We start from the raw sequence: 16,030 nt of genomic DNA on the forward strand, positions 1-16,030 counted from the left end.
CTGGCAAACGGCCTACTGCACACTGTTCCGCAGCTGCGGGTCGAGCGCGTCGCGAATGCTGTCGCCCACGAAGTTGAATGCCATCACCACAAGAAAGATCGCCAGCCCCGGAAAGGCCGACATCCACCACTGGTCGAAGAACTCGATGCCGTCGGCGATCATGCGCCCCCACTCGGGCGTGGCCGGGTCGGGCCCGAGGCCCAGAAAGCTCAGGCCGGCGAACACCAGCACCGCGTTGCCCAGGTCGATTGTGGCGACCACCACCGCAGGCGCAAGGCAGTTCGGCAGCACCGTGCGCCACAGGATGCGGCCCTCGGGTACGCCCAGCGCGCGGGCAGCCTGCACGTAGTCGTTCGCCTTCACCGAGAGCACCAGGCCGCGCACCACACGCGCGTAGCTCGGCCACCACACCACCACCATCGCCAGGATGGCGTTGATCAGGCTTGGCCCAAGCGCGCTGGCAATCGCCATGGCCAGAATGATCGTTGGGAAGGCCATAAACACTTCGGTGATGCGCATCATCAGCTCGTCGAGCCAGCCACCCGCAAAGCCCGAGATCGCGCCAATTGCGGTGCCAACAATGCCCGCCAGCAGCACCACCGACAAGCCGGCTGGCAGCGAAAGCCGCCCGCCGTACAGCACGCGCGTCAGCACATCGCGGCCAAGCTGGTCGGTGCCAAACCAGTGCGCCGCCGAGGGTGGCTTGAGGCGCTGCACGATTTTCTGTTCCAGCGGGCCATAGGGCGCGATCAGCGGCGCCAGCAGACTGATCAGCACCCACGCAATCACCAGCGCCAGACCCACCAGCGCCACCGGGTTTGCGCGCAGAAAGCGCCACGCCCGCGTCAGGCGCGTGGGCCGCACGGGCCGAAGTTCAATTGTTGGTGCGAGTGTTGCCATAGGCGTGTTTCAGTTGGCAGTTGGCAGTTAGCAGGTTGCAGGTTGCAGGTTGCAGGTTGCAGGTTGCCGCCGGGGCGTATCGCATACGCCTGCGGCGGGCAAGTTGCAGGTTGCAGGTTGCAGGTTGCAGGTTGCCGCTGGGGCGTATCGCATACGCCTGCGGTTGGCAGTTGGCAGTTAGCAGGTTACAGGTTACAGGTTGCCGCCGGGGCGTATCGCATACGCCTGCGGCGGGCAGGTTGACGGAAACTTTCGAACCTTCTAACCTTTAACCCACCCCAACCGTCAGGCCATCCGCAGGCGCGGATCGAGCACAAAGTACAGCACATCGACGATCAGGTTGGTCAGCACAAAGATCAGCGCGATCAGCAGGCTCACGCCCATGATCGCCGGGAAATCAAGCGAGGTCGAGGCGCGAAAGGCGTACTGCCCGATGCCCGGCCACGCAAAGATGCTTTCGGTCAGCACCGCGCCGGCCAGCAGCCCACCATACGAAAAGCCGATCACGGTGACCACCGGGATGAGCGCGTTGCGCAGGGCGTGGCGCAGCACCACCGTGCGCTCGCGCAGGCCCTTGGCCTGGGCGGTGCGCACATAGCCCTGCCCGAGCACCTCCAGCATCGACGAGCGCGTGACGCGGGCGATCAGGCCGGTGGTGTAGCTGCCCAGCACGATGGCCGGCAGCACCAGGTGGCGCAGCGCGTTCACAAACGCTGGCCAGTTGCCACTTGCCAGCGCGTCGATGGTGAAAAAGCCGGTCAGGCGCGTGGGCGGCTTCATGCCGGCGTCGAGACGGCCCGGCCCGGCGGCCCAGCGCAGCCGCGCATAGAAGATGAACAGCAGCACCAGCGCCAGCCAGAACACCGGCACGCTCACGCCAATCAGCGAGAAAAAGCGCACCAGCTGATCCAGCCAGCTATTCCGCCGCACCGCCGAGAGCACGCCAAAGAGCACGCCCGACAATACGCCCAGCACAATCGACGCGGTCGCCAGCTCGATTGTAGCGGGCAGGTATGCGCGCAGGTCGTCGAGCACCGGGCGGCGGCTTTTGATCGAGCGCCCCAGGTCGCCTTGCAGCAGCTTGCCGACGTAGATCACATACTGCTCGTAGGCGGGTTTGTCCAGCCCCCACTCGGCGCGAAACGCCGCGACGATCTGCGGGTCGGACATGGCCTTTTGCCCGAGGTTAGCGGTCACCGGGTCGCCGGGCACGGCGCGCGCGATTGCAAACGCAATCAGCGTAATGCCGACCAGCAGCGGCAGCGTGACTACCAGCCGGCGCAGAATGTAGGTGAGTATGTTCATAGTGCCTGCGCGCCTCTCCCTTTTGGTGGCTGTCGGTCACATTCGTGGCCGACAGCCACCAAAAGAGGGAATTCTTTGGAGGGCGAATGCCCTCCAAACCTCCCAAGCTCTGCAAACGTCGTGCTACTCGCCCATGCCGAGCTGCGCCAGGTCGACGCGCCACTGCGGGTTGTAGGCGAAGTTCTGTACCTTGCTGCTCAGGCCGATCTGCACGCTTGGCTGCACCAGTGCGGCATACGGGCCTTTGCTCAGCAGGTAGTCCTGCATCTGGCCAAAGAGCTGGTTGCGCGCATCGACGTTCGTTTCGACCTTGACCTTGTCGCGCAGCGAAATCACGTCCGCCTCGGCCTTGTCGCCCAGCCAGTTGGCGCGCTTGCCCACCACGCCATCGGGCAGGAACTCGACGTAGTCGAGCGAGTCGCGGTAGTCGGGCAGCCACAGCCACAGGCCAAACGCTTCCTTGCCCTGGCGGTAGTTTTCCAGCGCCACCTGCAGCTCGGCCGGCTTGAGGTTGACGGTGATGCCCGCCTCGGCCAGGTCGGCCTGCACCTTCTGCGCCATGGTGCCGAAGCTCACGCCGCCAAAGGTGAAGTCGGGATACTCCAGGTCGATTGTTGGCGCGGTCTGGCCGGCATCGGCCAGCAGCTTCTTGGCGGCCTCGACATCGCGCTTGAGCGATTTGTCCTCGCCATACGCGCCCGCAAAGCCCACCGGCAGGATCGTTGGCGGCGTGACCGCCTGCCCGCCCGCCAGCGCCTTGAAGCCCTCGTAGTCGAGCGCCAGGCGCACGGCCTGCTGCACCTTCGGATCACTCATCGGCCCGCCAATCGTCTTGTCCTGGTTCATCAGCAGGAAGAACATCGTGTCGCTGAGCGTCTGGAAGATTGTTACATCAGGGTTGTTCTGCAGCGAGCCAAGCTGGTCGGCGCTCAGGTCCATCGCGATCTGCACGTCGCCAGCCTCAAGCTGGAGCTTCTGCGTCGCCGCCTCGGGGATGTTGCGAATGATCACGCGCTCGATCTTGGGCGCGGTGCCAGTGTACTTCGGGTTGCGCTCCAGCACGGTCTCAACGCCCTTTTCCCACTTGGTGAGCATGTAGGGGCCACTGCCGGCCGAGTTGCTGTTGAACCAGGTTTCGGCCTTGTCGCCCTTGTCGGCGTCGGCCGCGTCGGTGGCGCCATTGGCCTGCGCCACTTTCGAATTTACGACACTAAAGGCCGAAAATACCAGCTTAGAAAGAATGGCCGGATCGGGCGCTTTCAGCTTCAGCTCGACGGTTGTGTCGTTGGTCGCGCTGACGCTGTCGATCGTTTCGGCCAGGAATGACGGGTTGCCCTTGATGTTCTTCATGCGATTGAACGAGAACACGACGTCGGCGGCAGTGACCGGGCTGCCATCCGAGAACATCGCGCCGTCGCGCAGCGTGAAGGTGTAGGTCTTGCCGTCGTCGCTGATCTTCCATTCCTTGGCCAGCAGTGGCTCGATCTTATCGACCGAGGCGGCCGGGAAGGTCACCAGCGTTTCGTAGGTGGCCTTGTGCACAATCGAGGGCGTGGTTTCAAACGCGCGGCCCGGGTCGAGCGAGGCCGAGTCTTCGGCAATCGCCATCACCAGCGTGCCGGGCTCGGCACCCGTGGCTGGCGCGGCGGTCGCTTCCGCTGCGGCGGTGGGCTCGGGCGCGGCAGTGGCCTCGGCGGCGGGCGCGGCCGTCGTCGGGGCGGGGGCAGCGGTAGCCTCGGCGGCAGGGGCTGCTGTGGGGGCGGCAGCCGGGGCCGCGCCACCGCAGGCGGCCAGGCTCAGCAGCATAATCGCTGCTACGAGCGCGGCCAGGAGCTTGTGTCGAGCGAACATGGCTTCTCCTTTATTGGGGTTGGAAACGGTCAGCGGCGCGTGCTCGGCCGGGCCGAACGAGAGCGCCACGGGCAGATCAGTGGGAGCAGCACGTCGTTGTGGGATTTAGCGCCCGAGTGAGCCGGGCAGTGTTTCGCCAAAGCTGGTGATGTGGTGCAGCATTGCGTGCGCGGCCTCCGCGCTGTTGCCCACGCGCAGCGCCGCAATCAGCGCAAACAGCTCGTCGATCACAGTATCAAAGCGGCGCTCAAGCGCGAAGCTCAGGTGGTCGCACAGGCTGCGCATGGTTTCGACCATGTCGTACATGCGGCGGTTGCCCGCCACAGCCAGGATCTCGCGGTGCAGCGCGTTGTCGATCTGGTTGAGCTGGTCGATCGCGGCAGCCGTTGGCGGCGCGTGGTACAGGTCGCGCAGCTGCGCCTCAAAATCGTCGAGCCTGGCGGGCGACATGCGGCCAGCGGCCATGCGCGCCGCAAACGGTTCGAGCTGCGCCAGAATCTGGCCGATTTCGAGGTAGTCGTGCAGATCGAGCTTGGCGACAATCGTGCCACGGTGCGGGATTGTCGTCACCAGCCCCAGCCCCTCCAGGCGCGAGAGCGCCTCGCGCACGGGCGTGCGGCTGGTCTGCAAATCGCGGCAGAGCTGCGAGTGACTGAGCGGCGTACCCGAGGCCAGCTCGTTCCTCAGAATGCGGGCCTTCAACGTTTCGAAGATGCGCTGCGTTTCGGTTTCGCGCGGCTCACTCATGCGCTCGCTACCTTTGCTGCCCGGCTCGTCTGTGAAATTAGTGTATACAAGCTGTATACAGTCTGTGTGCGCGGAGTATACCGAAAAGCGCGGGCGCTGTCAATTATGGCTTGCGCAGCCAGCGTTTTAGCCTTCGGCAGAGCGGTACTCAATTTTTTCTTTGTGTGCGATTTTTGCGCGCTACGCGCGCAAAAATCGCACACCATAATAATCGTTTGTACCTTGCTGCCGCAGGCGAAGAGTACAGCGTCGGGTACCCGCTGAGTGATGCCAATTCGCAAAAAAGGAAAAAATAACGCCCGGCGAGCGTTTCCGCTGCGGGCGTGGGGTGGGATGCTGTGGAAATTACACCGGCGGCCAGGGCACATTGCGGCCGGGGCCGGGGTCGGGGTAGATGCCGGTGTTGATCAGGCGGTCGAGGCGGCGGCGCAGCGCGCGCATTTCGTCGGTGTCGAGCAGATTTTCGAGCAGGCGGGCCATGTCGCCGGTGAGGTTAGCGCGAAACGCCCGCAGGTCGGCCAGAATGTCGGGGCGCATTGGCTGGCCGGCATAATCCCACAGCACGGTGCGCAGCTTCATTTCGGCGTGGAAGCAGATGCCGTGGTCGATCGCCCACAGCCGGCCGTCATTGCCTTTCAGGCAGTGGCCGCTCTTGCGGTCGGCGTTGTTTGCCAGCACATCGAAGACCGCCAGCTGCTCGATCGCCGCGTCGAAGCCGCCTTCCTTCTGCATGGTAAACAGGTGCGACTCGTGGTCGGCGTCGATGAACAGTTGCAGCGAGCCCACGCCATACGGGCCGTCGCGCAGCACCGTGGGCGGAACAAGATTCCAGCCCAGCGCGGCGTTTAGCACATAGGCGGCCACCTCGCGCTGGCAAAGCGTGCCACGCGGGAAATCCCACAGCGGGCGCTCGCCGCGGCGCGGCTTGTAGACGGCCAGGCCCTGCAGGTTGCCGTGGCGCACAGCGGTGAGCAGGGTGTAGTTGCTGCTCCACGGCAGCACGCCCTGCACATCCAGGTCGCCCTGGGCCAGCAGTGTCAGCACATCAGCGACGTTCAACTCGGAAGATGGTGTTTCTGGCATGGTGTCTGTGTCATTCAGAACGAGTGTGAGCGGTCGCCTCGTTCCAGTTACTATTCAGCTCGCCACAAAAGCTCGGCGTTTACAGATTTCCAAAGCCCTTCGTGCCTTTGTGCCTTCGTGGTATTCGCTCCTCGCAACCTCGATTGAGCGCTTAGTTCATCTGCGGGCAGAAATGACCAGTTGGGTCGATTGGCCGGCCGCAGTTGCCACAAATGCGCCGCCCGCGCGAGACCACCTGCGCGGCGTGCTCGCTCAGGGCGCGCATCTGCTGGCGCGTGGCGGCAAAGCGGGCAGTTGGCGCGTCCTCGCCTTCTTCTTCGGCGCTGCCCTGCATCAGCAGGATGATCAGGTCGCGGTCGGCGTCGTAGCCAATGCCCATCTGGGCAATGCGGAAGCGCGACTCAAGCGGCTCTTCCAGGCTCATGTCGGCGGCCAGCACCAGCATGTCGTCGCTGGACGACAGGAGCGGGTTTTTCTCGGTCAGGTCTTCGAGCAGCTGGGTAATATGCTGGGCCAGCGCGCGCACCTGCTCTTTCTCGCAGATCAGCGACACCAGCTGGCGGTCGCGGCGCGCCTGGATGTAGAACACGCGCTTGCCCGGCTCGCCAACCGCGTTGGCGGTGATGCGCGAGACTGGGTCGAGCTCGTAGGTATAATCGGGCATGAACTCTTACGTCCTCACTGGTTCAGGGCTTAAAACGTGGCCTGGAATTCGTGCGCCGCATCGGGCGACGCGCCATTGCCAGGCATTTCGGGCAGCACCGGCGCGGCGGGGCTGCTGGCGGCTTCGGCGGCAACCGGCTCGGCAGCGGGCAGTTCCGCCACTGGCGGCTCAGCGGCTGGCGCGGCTGGCGCTTCTTCGGTCGTTGTTATTTCTGCGGCCGGCTCGGCGGCGGGCATATCTGCTGCGACTGGCGCAACTTCGGCCACTGGCGCATCTTCCGGCTTCGGCGCATCGGCGGCGGGCTCAGCGCCATTGGCCGGCGCGTCTTCAGCCTTAGGCGGCTCTTCGGGCTTGGGCTTCAGGTATTCCAGCGTGCCAACATCGTTGTAGGCCAGCAGGCGCGGCCCCATGTTGGTGAAGCGAATGGCAGTCAGCGCGCAGGGCATAATTTCCAGCCGCTGGAACAAATCCATGTGCATGCCGACGTAGTAGGCAATCGCCAGCTTGATAATATCGGCGTGTGAAACTACTGCAATGATGCCTTTCGGGTGCTGAGCGCGCAGGTTGTCGAGCGTGGCGACCATGCGCATCTGCGCCTCGCCCAGCGTTTCGCCGCCAGGGAAGCGCGTGCCGCTGGGGTAGAACTGCACGCCCGGCCACAGCTCGTGCTTGTACAGTTCTTTCAGCTCGGCGCCCTGCCACTCGCCATATTTCACTTCGCCCAGGCTTTCGACCAGGCGCAGCGGCATGGTGCGCGGCCCGGCAATCGCCTGCGCCGTTTCGACCGTGCGGTCGAGCGGGCTGGCGTAGATCGCGTCGATTGGCAGAAATGCCAGCCGCTCGGCCAGCGCTGCGGCCTGCCTGCGGCCTTCCTCGTTCAAGTGCACGCCCGGCGTCCAGCCGGCAAGGCGGCCATGCACCCAGTCGTTGGTTCCATGGCGAATCAGCAGCAGCAGTGTCACGGGTGCTCCTTTGGCGTTCGGTCGGTGCAGCGCGTATGATACCACATCTTCCCGGCGCATGGCGGTTTCGGCGGGCATCACGGCGCTATGGTATAATCCCCCGCGCACCCGAACGAGCGGCGCGCACCGCCGCAACAGTATGCGTGGCCAGGCTTATGCAACGCTTCGACTACAAGACCTTTCTGCTGATCGTTGGCGCAGCTGCCCTCGGCGCGGCCTGGGCAGTGTACAACCGTGGGCTGGTGCCCGATCTCAGCGCCGACGAGCGTTTGCGCGCGCAAACCTGGGTGATTTTCGCCACGCCATTCGCCACCTTCTGGGGCTGGTTTTTCGCGCGCCGTGGCGAGCGCCTGTGGGCGGCGGCGGTGTGCTTCTGCATCTACTTCTTTGCGCCATTCATCGCTGCGCGCTACGAGTCGTGCGCGGTGGTGTGGGGGCAGTATGGCCCGGCCGGCTGCTTTACGGCCACCGCCGAGGCCCGCCAGCTCGCCAACGAGGCCAGGCACGCGCTCTACTTCCAGGCAATTGTGATCGTGCATCTGCTGGCCGCGCTGGCCGTGGCTTTGCAGCGCGCCCTGAGTCGTAGTACAATTTCAGTGCGGCCCCCCCACCCCGAAATCGAACCATCCAACGTGTAACGCGCATTTGTCAATTGCGGCAACTACCACCCGCCAGCCAATTGGCAGATGCATTTCATACCGCCACCCACGCATGCTGGCGCCAGGGAGGAATGACTCTATGTCACGCCCGACACACGCCGGCATTCGCGAGCGCGCTGAAGCAGACGAGCACGAGCGGCTTTCGCCACTGGCGGCCATGAGCGGCGCGGCCGTGCGCGACCGGCCCGAAGACGAGTCGCCGGTGCGCACCAGCTTTCAGCGCGACCGCGACCGCATCTTGCATTCCAAGCCGTTTCGCCGGCTGAAACATAAGACGCAGGTATTTATCGCACCGCTTGGCGATCACTACCGCACGCGCCTCACGCACACGCTCGAGGTCACGCAGATTGCCCGCACCGTTGCGCGCGCGCTGCGCCTGAACGAAGACTTAGTGGAAGCGATTGGCCTGGGGCACGACCTCGGCCACGCGCCCTTCGGCCACGCCGGCGAGGCGGCGATCTCGCACGCGCAAGGCCACTCGTTCCGCCACAACGAGCAAAGCCGCCGCGTGGTGGAGGTGCTGGAGAAAGACGGCCAGGGCCTGAACCTGACCTACGCCGTGCGCGAGGGCATCTACCTGCATTCCAAAGCCCGCCGTGACATCATGGCGACGGCCTGGGGCGTGGCGAGCACGCTGGAAGGGCAGATCATCAAAATCGCCGACTCAATCGCCTACATCAACCACGACATCGACGACGCCCTGCGCGCGGGCTTGCTCCAGCCGAGCGACCTGCCCGCCGATGCGGTGGCGGTGCTGGGCGACACGCACGCGCTGCGTATCAACACCATGGTGTGCGACCTGATCGACTATAACTGGTGGGCCAGTGGCACAGGCGCGCCGCCCGACCCGCCGCTGCTGGCGATGAGCCCGCACACGCTGGCAGCCACCAACGCCCTGCGCGAGTTTATGTACCAGAACGTGTACCTCGACTCGCGCGCCAAAGCCGACGACCAGAAAGTGCGCCAGCTGATCGACCTGCTGTACCGCCATTTTGTCGCGCATCCCGATCAGCTCCCGCCCGACCTGCTGCGCATCAACGCCGAGCGCAGCGAGCCAATCGAGCGCGCCGTGGTCGATTACGTCGCCGGCATGACCGACCGCTACGCGATCAAAATTTTCAACGACCTGTATGTGCCGCGCACGTGGGGAGCCTAGCGATTTACGATTGCCGATTTTGGATTTACGATTTTGGGCGTGCAATCAATCATTTACGATTGAAGATTTGGCGCAATGAATGAGGAAGAATTCAAAGAACGAACCAAGCAGCTTGGAGTGCGGATCGTTCGATTAGTTGAAGCTTTGCCTCCAACACGCTCAGCAGATGTACTGGGTCGCCAGATCCTTCGGTCCGCAACATCAGTCGGGGCAAACTATCGGGCAGCGTGCCGCGCAAAATCTACTGCCGATATCATCAACAAGCTCAAAATCGTCGAGGAAGAAGCCGACGAAACATTATTCTGGCAAGAGCTTTTGATCGAGGCTGGTCTGGTTCCAGCACAGCGCCTGAGCGAACTGATGCAGGAAACCAACGAAATCATTGCTATGACGGTTGCTTCTATCAAGACACTGCGCAATCGCAAATCGTAAATCGCCAGTGATGAGTTGCTAATCGTAAATCGTAAATCATAAATCGTAAATCAATATGTCAACAGTCATCGACACAATCAAAGAGCGCATCGACGTTGTCGATTTCATTTCGGGCTACGTGAACCTGCGCAAGTCGGGCCGGAACTTTGTGGGCTTCTGCCCCTTCCACCCGAACACCAAGTCGCCGGCGTTCTACGTCTTTCCCGAAACGCAGAGCTACCACTGCTTTGGCTGCAAAGCCTCGGGCACGGTGTTCGACTTCCTGATGCAGCGCGAAGGGCTCGATTTTCGTGGCGCGCTTGAGCAGCTGGCCCAGCGTGCCGGCGTGCAGCTCCACGACCGCACCGAGGAAGAAACCCAGCAGGAACATCAGCTCACGCGCATGCTGGAGATCAACGCCGCCGCGGCCACCTTCTTCCAGCACATGCTGCAAAAATCGCCGCGTGGCGAGGCAGCGCGCGCCTATGTCGCCAAGCGCGCCATCGACGCCGAAACGCAGGAAGCCTTTCAGCTTGGCTACAGCCCCGACGAGTGGAGCGCGCTGCTGGGCTACCTGACCGACCGCAAGGGCTTCGAGCCGGAAGAAATCGAGGCGGCCGGGCTGGCGATCAAGCGCGACCAGGGCGGCTACTATGATCGCTTTCGCGGGCGGCTGATGTTCCCAATCCGCAACGTCAAGGGCGAGATCATCGCCTTTGGTGGCCGCGCGCTTGGCGACGCCCAGCCGAAATACCTGAACTCGCCGCAGACGCCACTGTTCGACAAGAGCCGCGTGCTGTACGGGCTCGATCTCGGGCGCGAGGCGATTCGCGCATCGCAGGCAATTGTGATCGTTGAAGGCTATGTCGATGTCATTATTGCGCACCAGTACGGCTTCCGCAATGTCGTCGCGCCACTCGGCACCGCGCTCACCAGCGAGCATGTTGGAGTCGTCAAAAAATTGCAGGCCAAACACGTCTACCTCGCGCTCGATGCCGACGCGGCCGGCGTGCGCGCCACGCTGAAGGGCTTGCAGACGCTGCGCGACAATCTCGACGGCCACGAAGTACCCGTGCCAACGCCGCAGGGCTACATTCGCTGGGAGCGTGATGTCGACGCCGAGGTGCGCATCATCGCCATGCCCGATGGCAAAGACCCCGACGAGGTGATTGGCGCCGACCCCGAGCAGTGGCGCGCGCTGGTGGCGGCCGCCCGCCCAGCCATGGACTTCTATATCGACGCGCTGACCGCCGACCTCGACCTGAACAGCGCGCGCGGCAAAGCCGAAGCCGTCAACCGGCTCGGGCCATTGCTGGCCCAGGTTGTAAATCCGGTCGAACAAGCACACCATATTCAGCAGATCGCGCGTTTAGTACAAGTAGAGGATCATATTATTCGGCAGGGGCTGCCGCGCCCCGAGCGCAAAGCCGCCCCGGCCAAGGCAATCGTCGGGCTGACGAGCAGCGCCCCCAGCCAGGAAGACCATATGCTGGGCTGGCTGCTGCGTTACCCTTCGGTTTGCACAGCGGTACAAGAGAAGATCCGCCGTGACCTTTTACCATTCTCGTTCGTCGGAGAGTTCATCCAGGGTTCGCTGCTTGAACTGTTCGCGCGCATCGAAAACCGCGCCATCTGGCAGGCCTGGCACGAGCAGCCCACCGGCACCGATCCACAGGCGTGGGTCGAAACGCTCGACGACAGCCTGCGCGACCATGCGCGGCGCGTGCTGGCGCTGGAGCTGCCGCAGCCACAGGCCTACCGCCTTGTGAACGATGCGCTGGAATGTGCTAGAATGCTGCAACTCGATCTGGCACGCCGTTGGAAGAACCAGGCCAAGCATCAGGCCGTCGCCGCCACCAGCGAGGACGAGCAGCTCGCCGCCTACGAGCGCCTGGCGCAGATTATTGAATACATCGACGCAATCAGTGTCCCCAAACGCAGTTCGGCCTACGATGATCTTCACAATTTGCGCGCGGTGTAAGGGAGCGCTGCTATGGAAAAATACAAGGACGCTATGATCGACGACGATACCTCCTTCGAAGACCTGGGGCCGGAAGAACCCGAAACCACGCGCCCGCAGGAACCTGAAGAAGAAACAAATACAATCACCAGCATGCAAGAGCTGATCGCCCACGGCAAGCAGCGTGGCTTTGTCACCGAGGGCGAAATTCTGCAGCTGGTGCCCAACCCCGAAACCGACATCGACAAGCTGGAAGAGATCCAGCGCGCGCTGGCGCAGGCTGGCATCGGCACCCGCGACGAAATGATCGCTGGCGGTGCCGAGGTCGAGGGCATGTTCGACGAAGAAGCCGATCTTGAGGACGGCCTGAACGTCGATGGCATCAGCGTGAACGATACCGTGCGCATGTACCTGCGCGAGATCGGCCGCGTGCCGCTGCTGACGGGCCGGCAGGAAACCGACCTGGCGCAGCGCATCGAGGTGGGCGAGTATATCAACACCTACAAAGTGCAGTACGGCCCCGACTGGAAAGCTGCGGCGGTGCCTGAGATCGGCGCGATCATGTATGGTCGCTTCCAGAAAAACTGGCCCGTGGTCGAAGAAGGCATTCATCTGCTCTACGCGGTGGCCGAAAACCCTGCGCCCGACCCAGTGACCTATGGCATGGTGCGCGACATTCTGAGCCTGCAGGACAAGCTGAACTTTGAGCTGCGCCAGAACTACGAGCGTCGCCGCCTCGAAATCACCAAGCGCCGCGGCATCACCGCCGAGCAGTACGATCAGTCGATTGCGCACGGCATGGTCATCCACGGCCTGCTGCCGAAAGACATTCAGCAGCGCCTGCTCGAGGGCGGCGAGTGGCCCACAGTCGAAGACGTGATAGCGTCGTTCACCGCCCAGCGCGACCAGATCTGGCGCGAGTGGCAGGCCGCGATCGACTCGGGCGAGATGGCGCGCAAATACCTGACCGAAGCGAACCTACGTCTGGTCGTATCGGTGGCGAAAAAGTACATTGGGCGCGGCCTGCAGCTGCTCGATCTCATTCAGGAAGGCAATGTCGGCCTGATCCGCGCCGTCGAAAAGTTCGACTACCGCAAGGGCTTTAAGTTCAGCACGTACGCCACCTGGTGGATCCGCCAGGCGATCACCCGCGCAATTGCCGACCAGGCGCGCACCATCCGCATCCCGGTGCACATGGTCGAAACGATCAACCGCCTGATGCGCGAAAGCCGGCGCATGCTGCAGGAGCTGGGGCGCGACCCAACCGACGACGAGCTGGGCAAGGTGATGGGCATGCCGGTCGAGAAGGTGCGCTCCATCCGCAAAACCTCGCTCGAGCCGGTGTCGCTGGAAACGCCGGTGGGCCAGGAAGAAGACAGCCAGCTGGGCGACTTCATCGAAGACTCGAAGGTGCTTGCGCCTTCCGACGCGGCCAGCCACCAGATGCTGCGCGAACAGGTCGAGCAGGTGCTCAACCAGCTCACCGAGCGCGAGCGGCGCGTGCTGCAGCTGCGCTTTGGCCTGGAAGACGGCCACAGCCGCACGCTGGAAGAAGTGGGCAAGGAATTCGGCGTCACCCGCGAGCGCATCCGCCAGATCGAAGTGAAAGCCCTGCGCAAGCTGCGCCACCCGCGCCTGGGCAAAAAACTACGCGACTATCTTGAGTAGTCAGAATTGAGAAGTCAGGATTCAGAATAGCCCAAAATATGCGTATACTGTAGAGTGATGGGCTATTCTTGCTTCTGGCTTCTGTCTCCTGAATTCTGGCGGAGTATTTTGTGTCGGATTTCGAGAACCTCGACTACTACGAACTGCTCGGTGTTTCGCGCACGTCGTCCTTCGAAGAGATCAAGCGCGCCTACCGGCGAGAAATTTCGAAATACCACCCCGATCGGTTTGTGAACGCCCAAGCCGACCAGCAAGCCTACGCCAGCGAGCGCAGCCAGCGCCTCACGGAGGCGTATAGCGTTCTCGGCGACCTTGCGGCACGGAATGCCTACAATCGCGGGCAATCGCCCGACCGCAACGGCCGCGCCCCGCGCCCAACCGCCCCGCCGCAGCAGCGCGACCACCAGGCCGAGCTGTATGCCCAGGCGCTGGCGCACCTGAGCGCCGGCCGTTTGCTGCAGGCGGTTGGCGCGCTGCGGCAGCTCCAGCAGATCAATCCCTTCTACCGCAACAGCGCCGAGCTGCTGGCGCAAACCGAAGAGCAGCTCAACCGCCGCGCCGAGCGCCCGTCGCGCAAGCTCAGCCCGCTGCTGATTGGCGGCAGCATTGCAGGCGGCGTGCTTGTGGTTGCAGCCCTGGGCTGGGCGCTCGGCGTCGGGCGCACGCCCAGCACTGCGCGCCTGGCCACCAGCACCGCAGCCCCGATTGCCGCTGGCGCAACTGCCGTCGCTGCGCCAACCGCCGCTCCCGAGCCAACCGCCGCGCCACAGCCGACTCTTGCTCAGGCAACCGAACCGCCAGCAACCGAACCGCCAGCGACCGAGCCGCCGCCGACTGCCGCGCCCCCAACCGCCGAGCCGGCTACTGCCGCGCCCACAGCCCTGCCAACCGCTGCCGCCGAAGTTGGGCAGGTGCTGGTTTCCGACTCGTTTGGCGGGCCGGGCTGGGCAACGCTGAGCGGCGCGGCCTGGGAAGTTGGCTACCGGGGCGGGCGCTACCACGTGCAGGGCAGTGCCGGCAGCGGCCCGATCTGGAGCTACCGCGCCGCGCCGCAGGCCGACGCCAGCATCGGCATCGATATGCAGGTCACCAGCGGCGAAGGCGGCCTGATCCTGCGCTTTCTGGACGCCAATAACTATGTGAGTGTCGTGCTCAACCCCGCGCAAACGAGCTACCGTGTCGAACAAGTGCGGCGCGGCCGCACGAGCGTGCTGGCTGGCGGGCAAAGCGCCGCAATCAACGCCGGCCCCGACGCGATCAACCGACTGGTGGCGCGGCTGCGCGGCCCAAGCCTGCAGGTTTATGTCAACGACCAGCTCCTTGCCGATGTGACTGCAACCGAGCCGCCTGACACCGACCGCTACGGCCTGCTGGTGCTGGCGCGCGACAGCGACTCGGAAGCCTTCTTCGATAACCTCGCCATCCGTACCCTCGAATAGCGCCGTATAACCTGTGGTATGATGCTTCGCCAGAAGCACGCAGCGAGGGAGCGGCAGCATGAGCACCCGAATTATTGCGACCTTCTCGATCGTCGCGCGCGACCCCGCGAATGGCGACCTGGGCGTCGCTGTGGCCTCGAAGTTCCTGGCGGTTGGCTCGGTGGTGCCCTGGGCGCAGGCTGGTGCGGGCGCGGTTGCTACGCAGGCGCTGGCCAACATTGGCTTTGGGCCGCGCGGCCTGGCGCTGATGGCGGAAGGTCAGCCGGCAGACGCCGCGCTCGCCGCGCTGCTGGCCGACGACCCCGACCGCGAGCAGCGCCAGGTTGGGCTGGTCGATGCGCAGGGCCGCGCAGCTGCTCACACCGGCGCGGCCTGTTTCGACTGGGCTGGGCACAGGGTTGGCGCGGGCTTCGCGGCGCAGGGCAACATCCTGGCCGGGCCAGAGGTGGTTGATGCCATCGCGCACACCTTCGCCAACGCCGATGGCGAGCTGGCCGAGCGCCTGCTGGCAGCGCTGGCGGCTGGCGATGCCGCTGGCGGCGACCGGCGCGGGCGGCAAAGCGCCGCGCTCTACGTGGCGCGGGCGGGTGGCTCCTACGGCGGCACGCTCGACCGCTACATCGACCTGCGCGCCGACGACCACCCCACGCCGGTGAACGAGCTGGCGCGTCTGCTGAAGCTGCACCGCTTCTACCTGACCCCGCCGCGCGAAGACGATCTCCTGCCAATCGATGCCACGCTGGCGAACGAGCTGCAGACCCTGCTGGCGCGCGCCGGTTTCTTCCACGGCCCGCCCACCGGCCAGCTCGACACGGCGACGCGCACGGCGCTGGAGCAGTATGGCGGCGTGGAAAACCTCGAAGAGCGCCTGATCAGCCCCGACAAGATCGACCCGCAGGTGCTGGCTTATATGCGCGAAAAGCTGAACGTGGGGCAGTAGGGTTTGCAGGTTGCAGGTTGGCAGGTTGGCAGGTTGACGCCGGGGCGTATCGCATACGCCTGTTCGCAGGTTGACGCCGGGGCGTATCGCATACGCCTGTTCGCAGGTTGACGCCGGGGCGTATCGCATACGCCTGTTCGCAGGTTCGCAGGTTGACGCCAGGGCGATCGCATACGCCTGTTCGCAGGTTGGCAGGATGACGCCAGGGCGATCGCATACGCCTGTTCGCAGATTCGCAGTTTGACGCCAGGGCGATCGCATACGCCTGTTCGCATACATTCACGC

13 protein-coding genes and 2 pseudogenes are annotated in these 16,030 nt (G+C 64.1%); 8 read left to right on the top strand and 7 right to left on the bottom strand.

From position 1 onward, the window contains the following. Nucleotides 1-12: 12 nt before the first annotated feature. From M1P90_RS17630 to M1P90_RS17660, 7 genes are all read right to left on the bottom strand, one after another. Nucleotides 13-900, bottom strand: a complete 888-nt coding sequence (locus tag M1P90_RS17630; RefSeq protein ID WP_483704575.1) for an ABC transporter permease — start codon at nt 898-900, stop codon at nt 13-15. Nucleotides 901-1,185: 285 nt separating this feature from the next. Continuing rightward, on the bottom strand, nt 1,186-2,205 hold the full coding sequence (locus M1P90_RS17635) for an ABC transporter permease (RefSeq protein ID WP_483704577.1): 1,020 nt from the start codon (nt 2,203-2,205) through the stop codon (nt 1,186-1,188). Nucleotides 2,206-2,328: 123 nt separating this feature from the next. Beyond that, a complete protein-coding gene (locus tag M1P90_RS17640) occupies nt 2,329-4,056 on the bottom strand; it encodes an ABC transporter substrate-binding protein (protein ID WP_483704579.1) in 1,728 nt (575 codons plus the stop codon). Nucleotides 4,057-4,161: 105 nt separating this feature from the next. Beyond that, nucleotides 4,162-4,803 (bottom strand): GntR family transcriptional regulator, encoded by a 642-nt coding sequence (locus M1P90_RS17645; RefSeq protein ID WP_483704581.1) that lies wholly within the window; start codon nt 4,801-4,803, stop codon nt 4,162-4,164. 345 nt (nt 4,804-5,148) lie between these two features. Next, nucleotides 5,149-5,886 (bottom strand): SCO1664 family protein, encoded by a 738-nt coding sequence (locus M1P90_RS17650; protein ID WP_483704583.1) that lies wholly within the window; start codon nt 5,884-5,886, stop codon nt 5,149-5,151. 151 nt (nt 5,887-6,037) lie between these two features. Continuing rightward, on the bottom strand, nt 6,038-6,550 hold the full coding sequence (locus M1P90_RS17655; protein WP_483704585.1) for a DUF3090 family protein: 513 nt from the start codon (nt 6,548-6,550) through the stop codon (nt 6,038-6,040). Nucleotides 6,551-6,579: 29 nt separating this feature from the next. Beyond that, entirely contained in the window at nt 6,580-7,512 is a 933-nt protein-coding gene (locus M1P90_RS17660) for an MSMEG_4193 family putative phosphomutase (protein WP_483704587.1), read from the bottom strand. Nucleotides 7,513-7,667: 155 nt separating this feature from the next. Between M1P90_RS17660 and M1P90_RS17665 the strand changes: the two genes are divergently transcribed. The 8 genes and pseudogenes from M1P90_RS17665 to M1P90_RS17700 all read left to right on the top strand — a co-directional run bounded on the left by M1P90_RS17665 (nt 7,668) and on the right by M1P90_RS17700 (nt 15,745). Beyond that, nucleotides 7,668-8,150 carry a hypothetical protein gene (locus M1P90_RS17665; RefSeq protein WP_483704588.1) on the top strand — a complete coding sequence of 161 codons (483 nt, stop codon included), beginning with the start codon at nt 7,668-7,670 and terminating at the stop codon, nt 8,148-8,150. A gap of 100 nt (nt 8,151-8,250) precedes the next feature. Further along, a complete protein-coding gene (locus M1P90_RS17670) occupies nt 8,251-9,327 on the top strand; it encodes a deoxyguanosinetriphosphate triphosphohydrolase (protein ID WP_483704590.1) in 1,077 nt (358 codons plus the stop codon). A 75-nt stretch (nt 9,328-9,402) separates the two neighbouring features. Beyond that, on the top strand, nt 9,403-9,759 hold the full coding sequence (locus tag M1P90_RS17675; RefSeq protein WP_483704592.1) for a four helix bundle protein: 357 nt from the start codon (nt 9,403-9,405) through the stop codon (nt 9,757-9,759). Between the two features lie 55 nt (nt 9,760-9,814). Next, nucleotides 9,815-11,719 carry a DNA primase gene (gene dnaG / locus M1P90_RS17680; RefSeq protein ID WP_483704594.1) on the top strand — a complete coding sequence of 635 codons (1,905 nt, stop codon included), beginning with the start codon at nt 9,815-9,817 and terminating at the stop codon, nt 11,717-11,719. A 132-nt stretch (nt 11,720-11,851) separates the two neighbouring features. Beyond that, nucleotides 11,852-12,178 (top strand): annotated as a pseudogene (locus M1P90_RS17685) (sigma-70 factor domain-containing protein); the annotation flags it as partial. 438 nt (nt 12,179-12,616) lie between these two features. Next, a pseudogene (rpoD, locus tag M1P90_RS17690) lies at nt 12,617-13,366 on the top strand (RNA polymerase sigma factor RpoD); the annotation flags it as partial. Between the two features lie 110 nt (nt 13,367-13,476). Next, entirely contained in the window at nt 13,477-14,805 is a 1,329-nt protein-coding gene (locus tag M1P90_RS17695) for a J domain-containing protein (protein WP_483696607.1), read from the top strand. Nucleotides 14,806-14,863: 58 nt separating this feature from the next. Then, the gene (locus M1P90_RS17700; RefSeq protein WP_483696608.1) at nt 14,864-15,745 is read left to right on the top strand and encodes a DUF1028 domain-containing protein; all 882 of its coding nucleotides are present in this window, start codon (nt 14,864-14,866) and stop codon (nt 15,743-15,745) included. Nucleotides 15,746-16,030 lie beyond the last annotated feature (285 nt).

Source organism: Kouleothrix sp. 19917 (genome assembly GCF_057073505.1).

Bases quoted from the DNA above. Each gene is read 5' to 3' on its own strand.
- M1P90_RS17675 (WP_483704592.1), top strand. From the start codon at position 9,403: ATGAATGAGGAAGAATTCAAAGAACGAACCAAGCAGCTTGGAGTGCGG.
- M1P90_RS17640 (WP_483704579.1), bottom strand. From the start codon at position 4,056: ATGTTCGCTCGACACAAGCTCCTGGCCGCGCTCGTAGCAGCGATTATG.
- M1P90_RS17635 (WP_483704577.1), bottom strand. From the start codon at position 2,205: ATGAACATACTCACCTACATTCTGCGCCGGCTGGTAGTCACGCTGCCG.
- M1P90_RS17700 (WP_483696608.1), top strand. From the start codon at position 14,864: ATGAGCACCCGAATTATTGCGACCTTCTCGATCGTCGCGCGCGACCCC.
- M1P90_RS17650 (WP_483704583.1), bottom strand. From the start codon at position 5,886: ATGCCAGAAACACCATCTTCCGAGTTGAACGTCGCTGATGTGCTGACA.
- M1P90_RS17645 (WP_483704581.1), bottom strand. From the start codon at position 4,803: ATGAGTGAGCCGCGCGAAACCGAAACGCAGCGCATCTTCGAAACGTTG.
- M1P90_RS17670 (WP_483704590.1), top strand. From the start codon at position 8,251: ATGTCACGCCCGACACACGCCGGCATTCGCGAGCGCGCTGAAGCAGAC.
- M1P90_RS17665 (WP_483704588.1), top strand. From the start codon at position 7,668: ATGCAACGCTTCGACTACAAGACCTTTCTGCTGATCGTTGGCGCAGCT.
- M1P90_RS17630 (WP_483704575.1), bottom strand. From the start codon at position 900: ATGGCAACACTCGCACCAACAATTGAACTTCGGCCCGTGCGGCCCACG.
- M1P90_RS17655 (WP_483704585.1), bottom strand. From the start codon at position 6,550: ATGCCCGATTATACCTACGAGCTCGACCCAGTCTCGCGCATCACCGCC.
- dnaG (WP_483704594.1), top strand. From the start codon at position 9,815: ATGTCAACAGTCATCGACACAATCAAAGAGCGCATCGACGTTGTCGAT.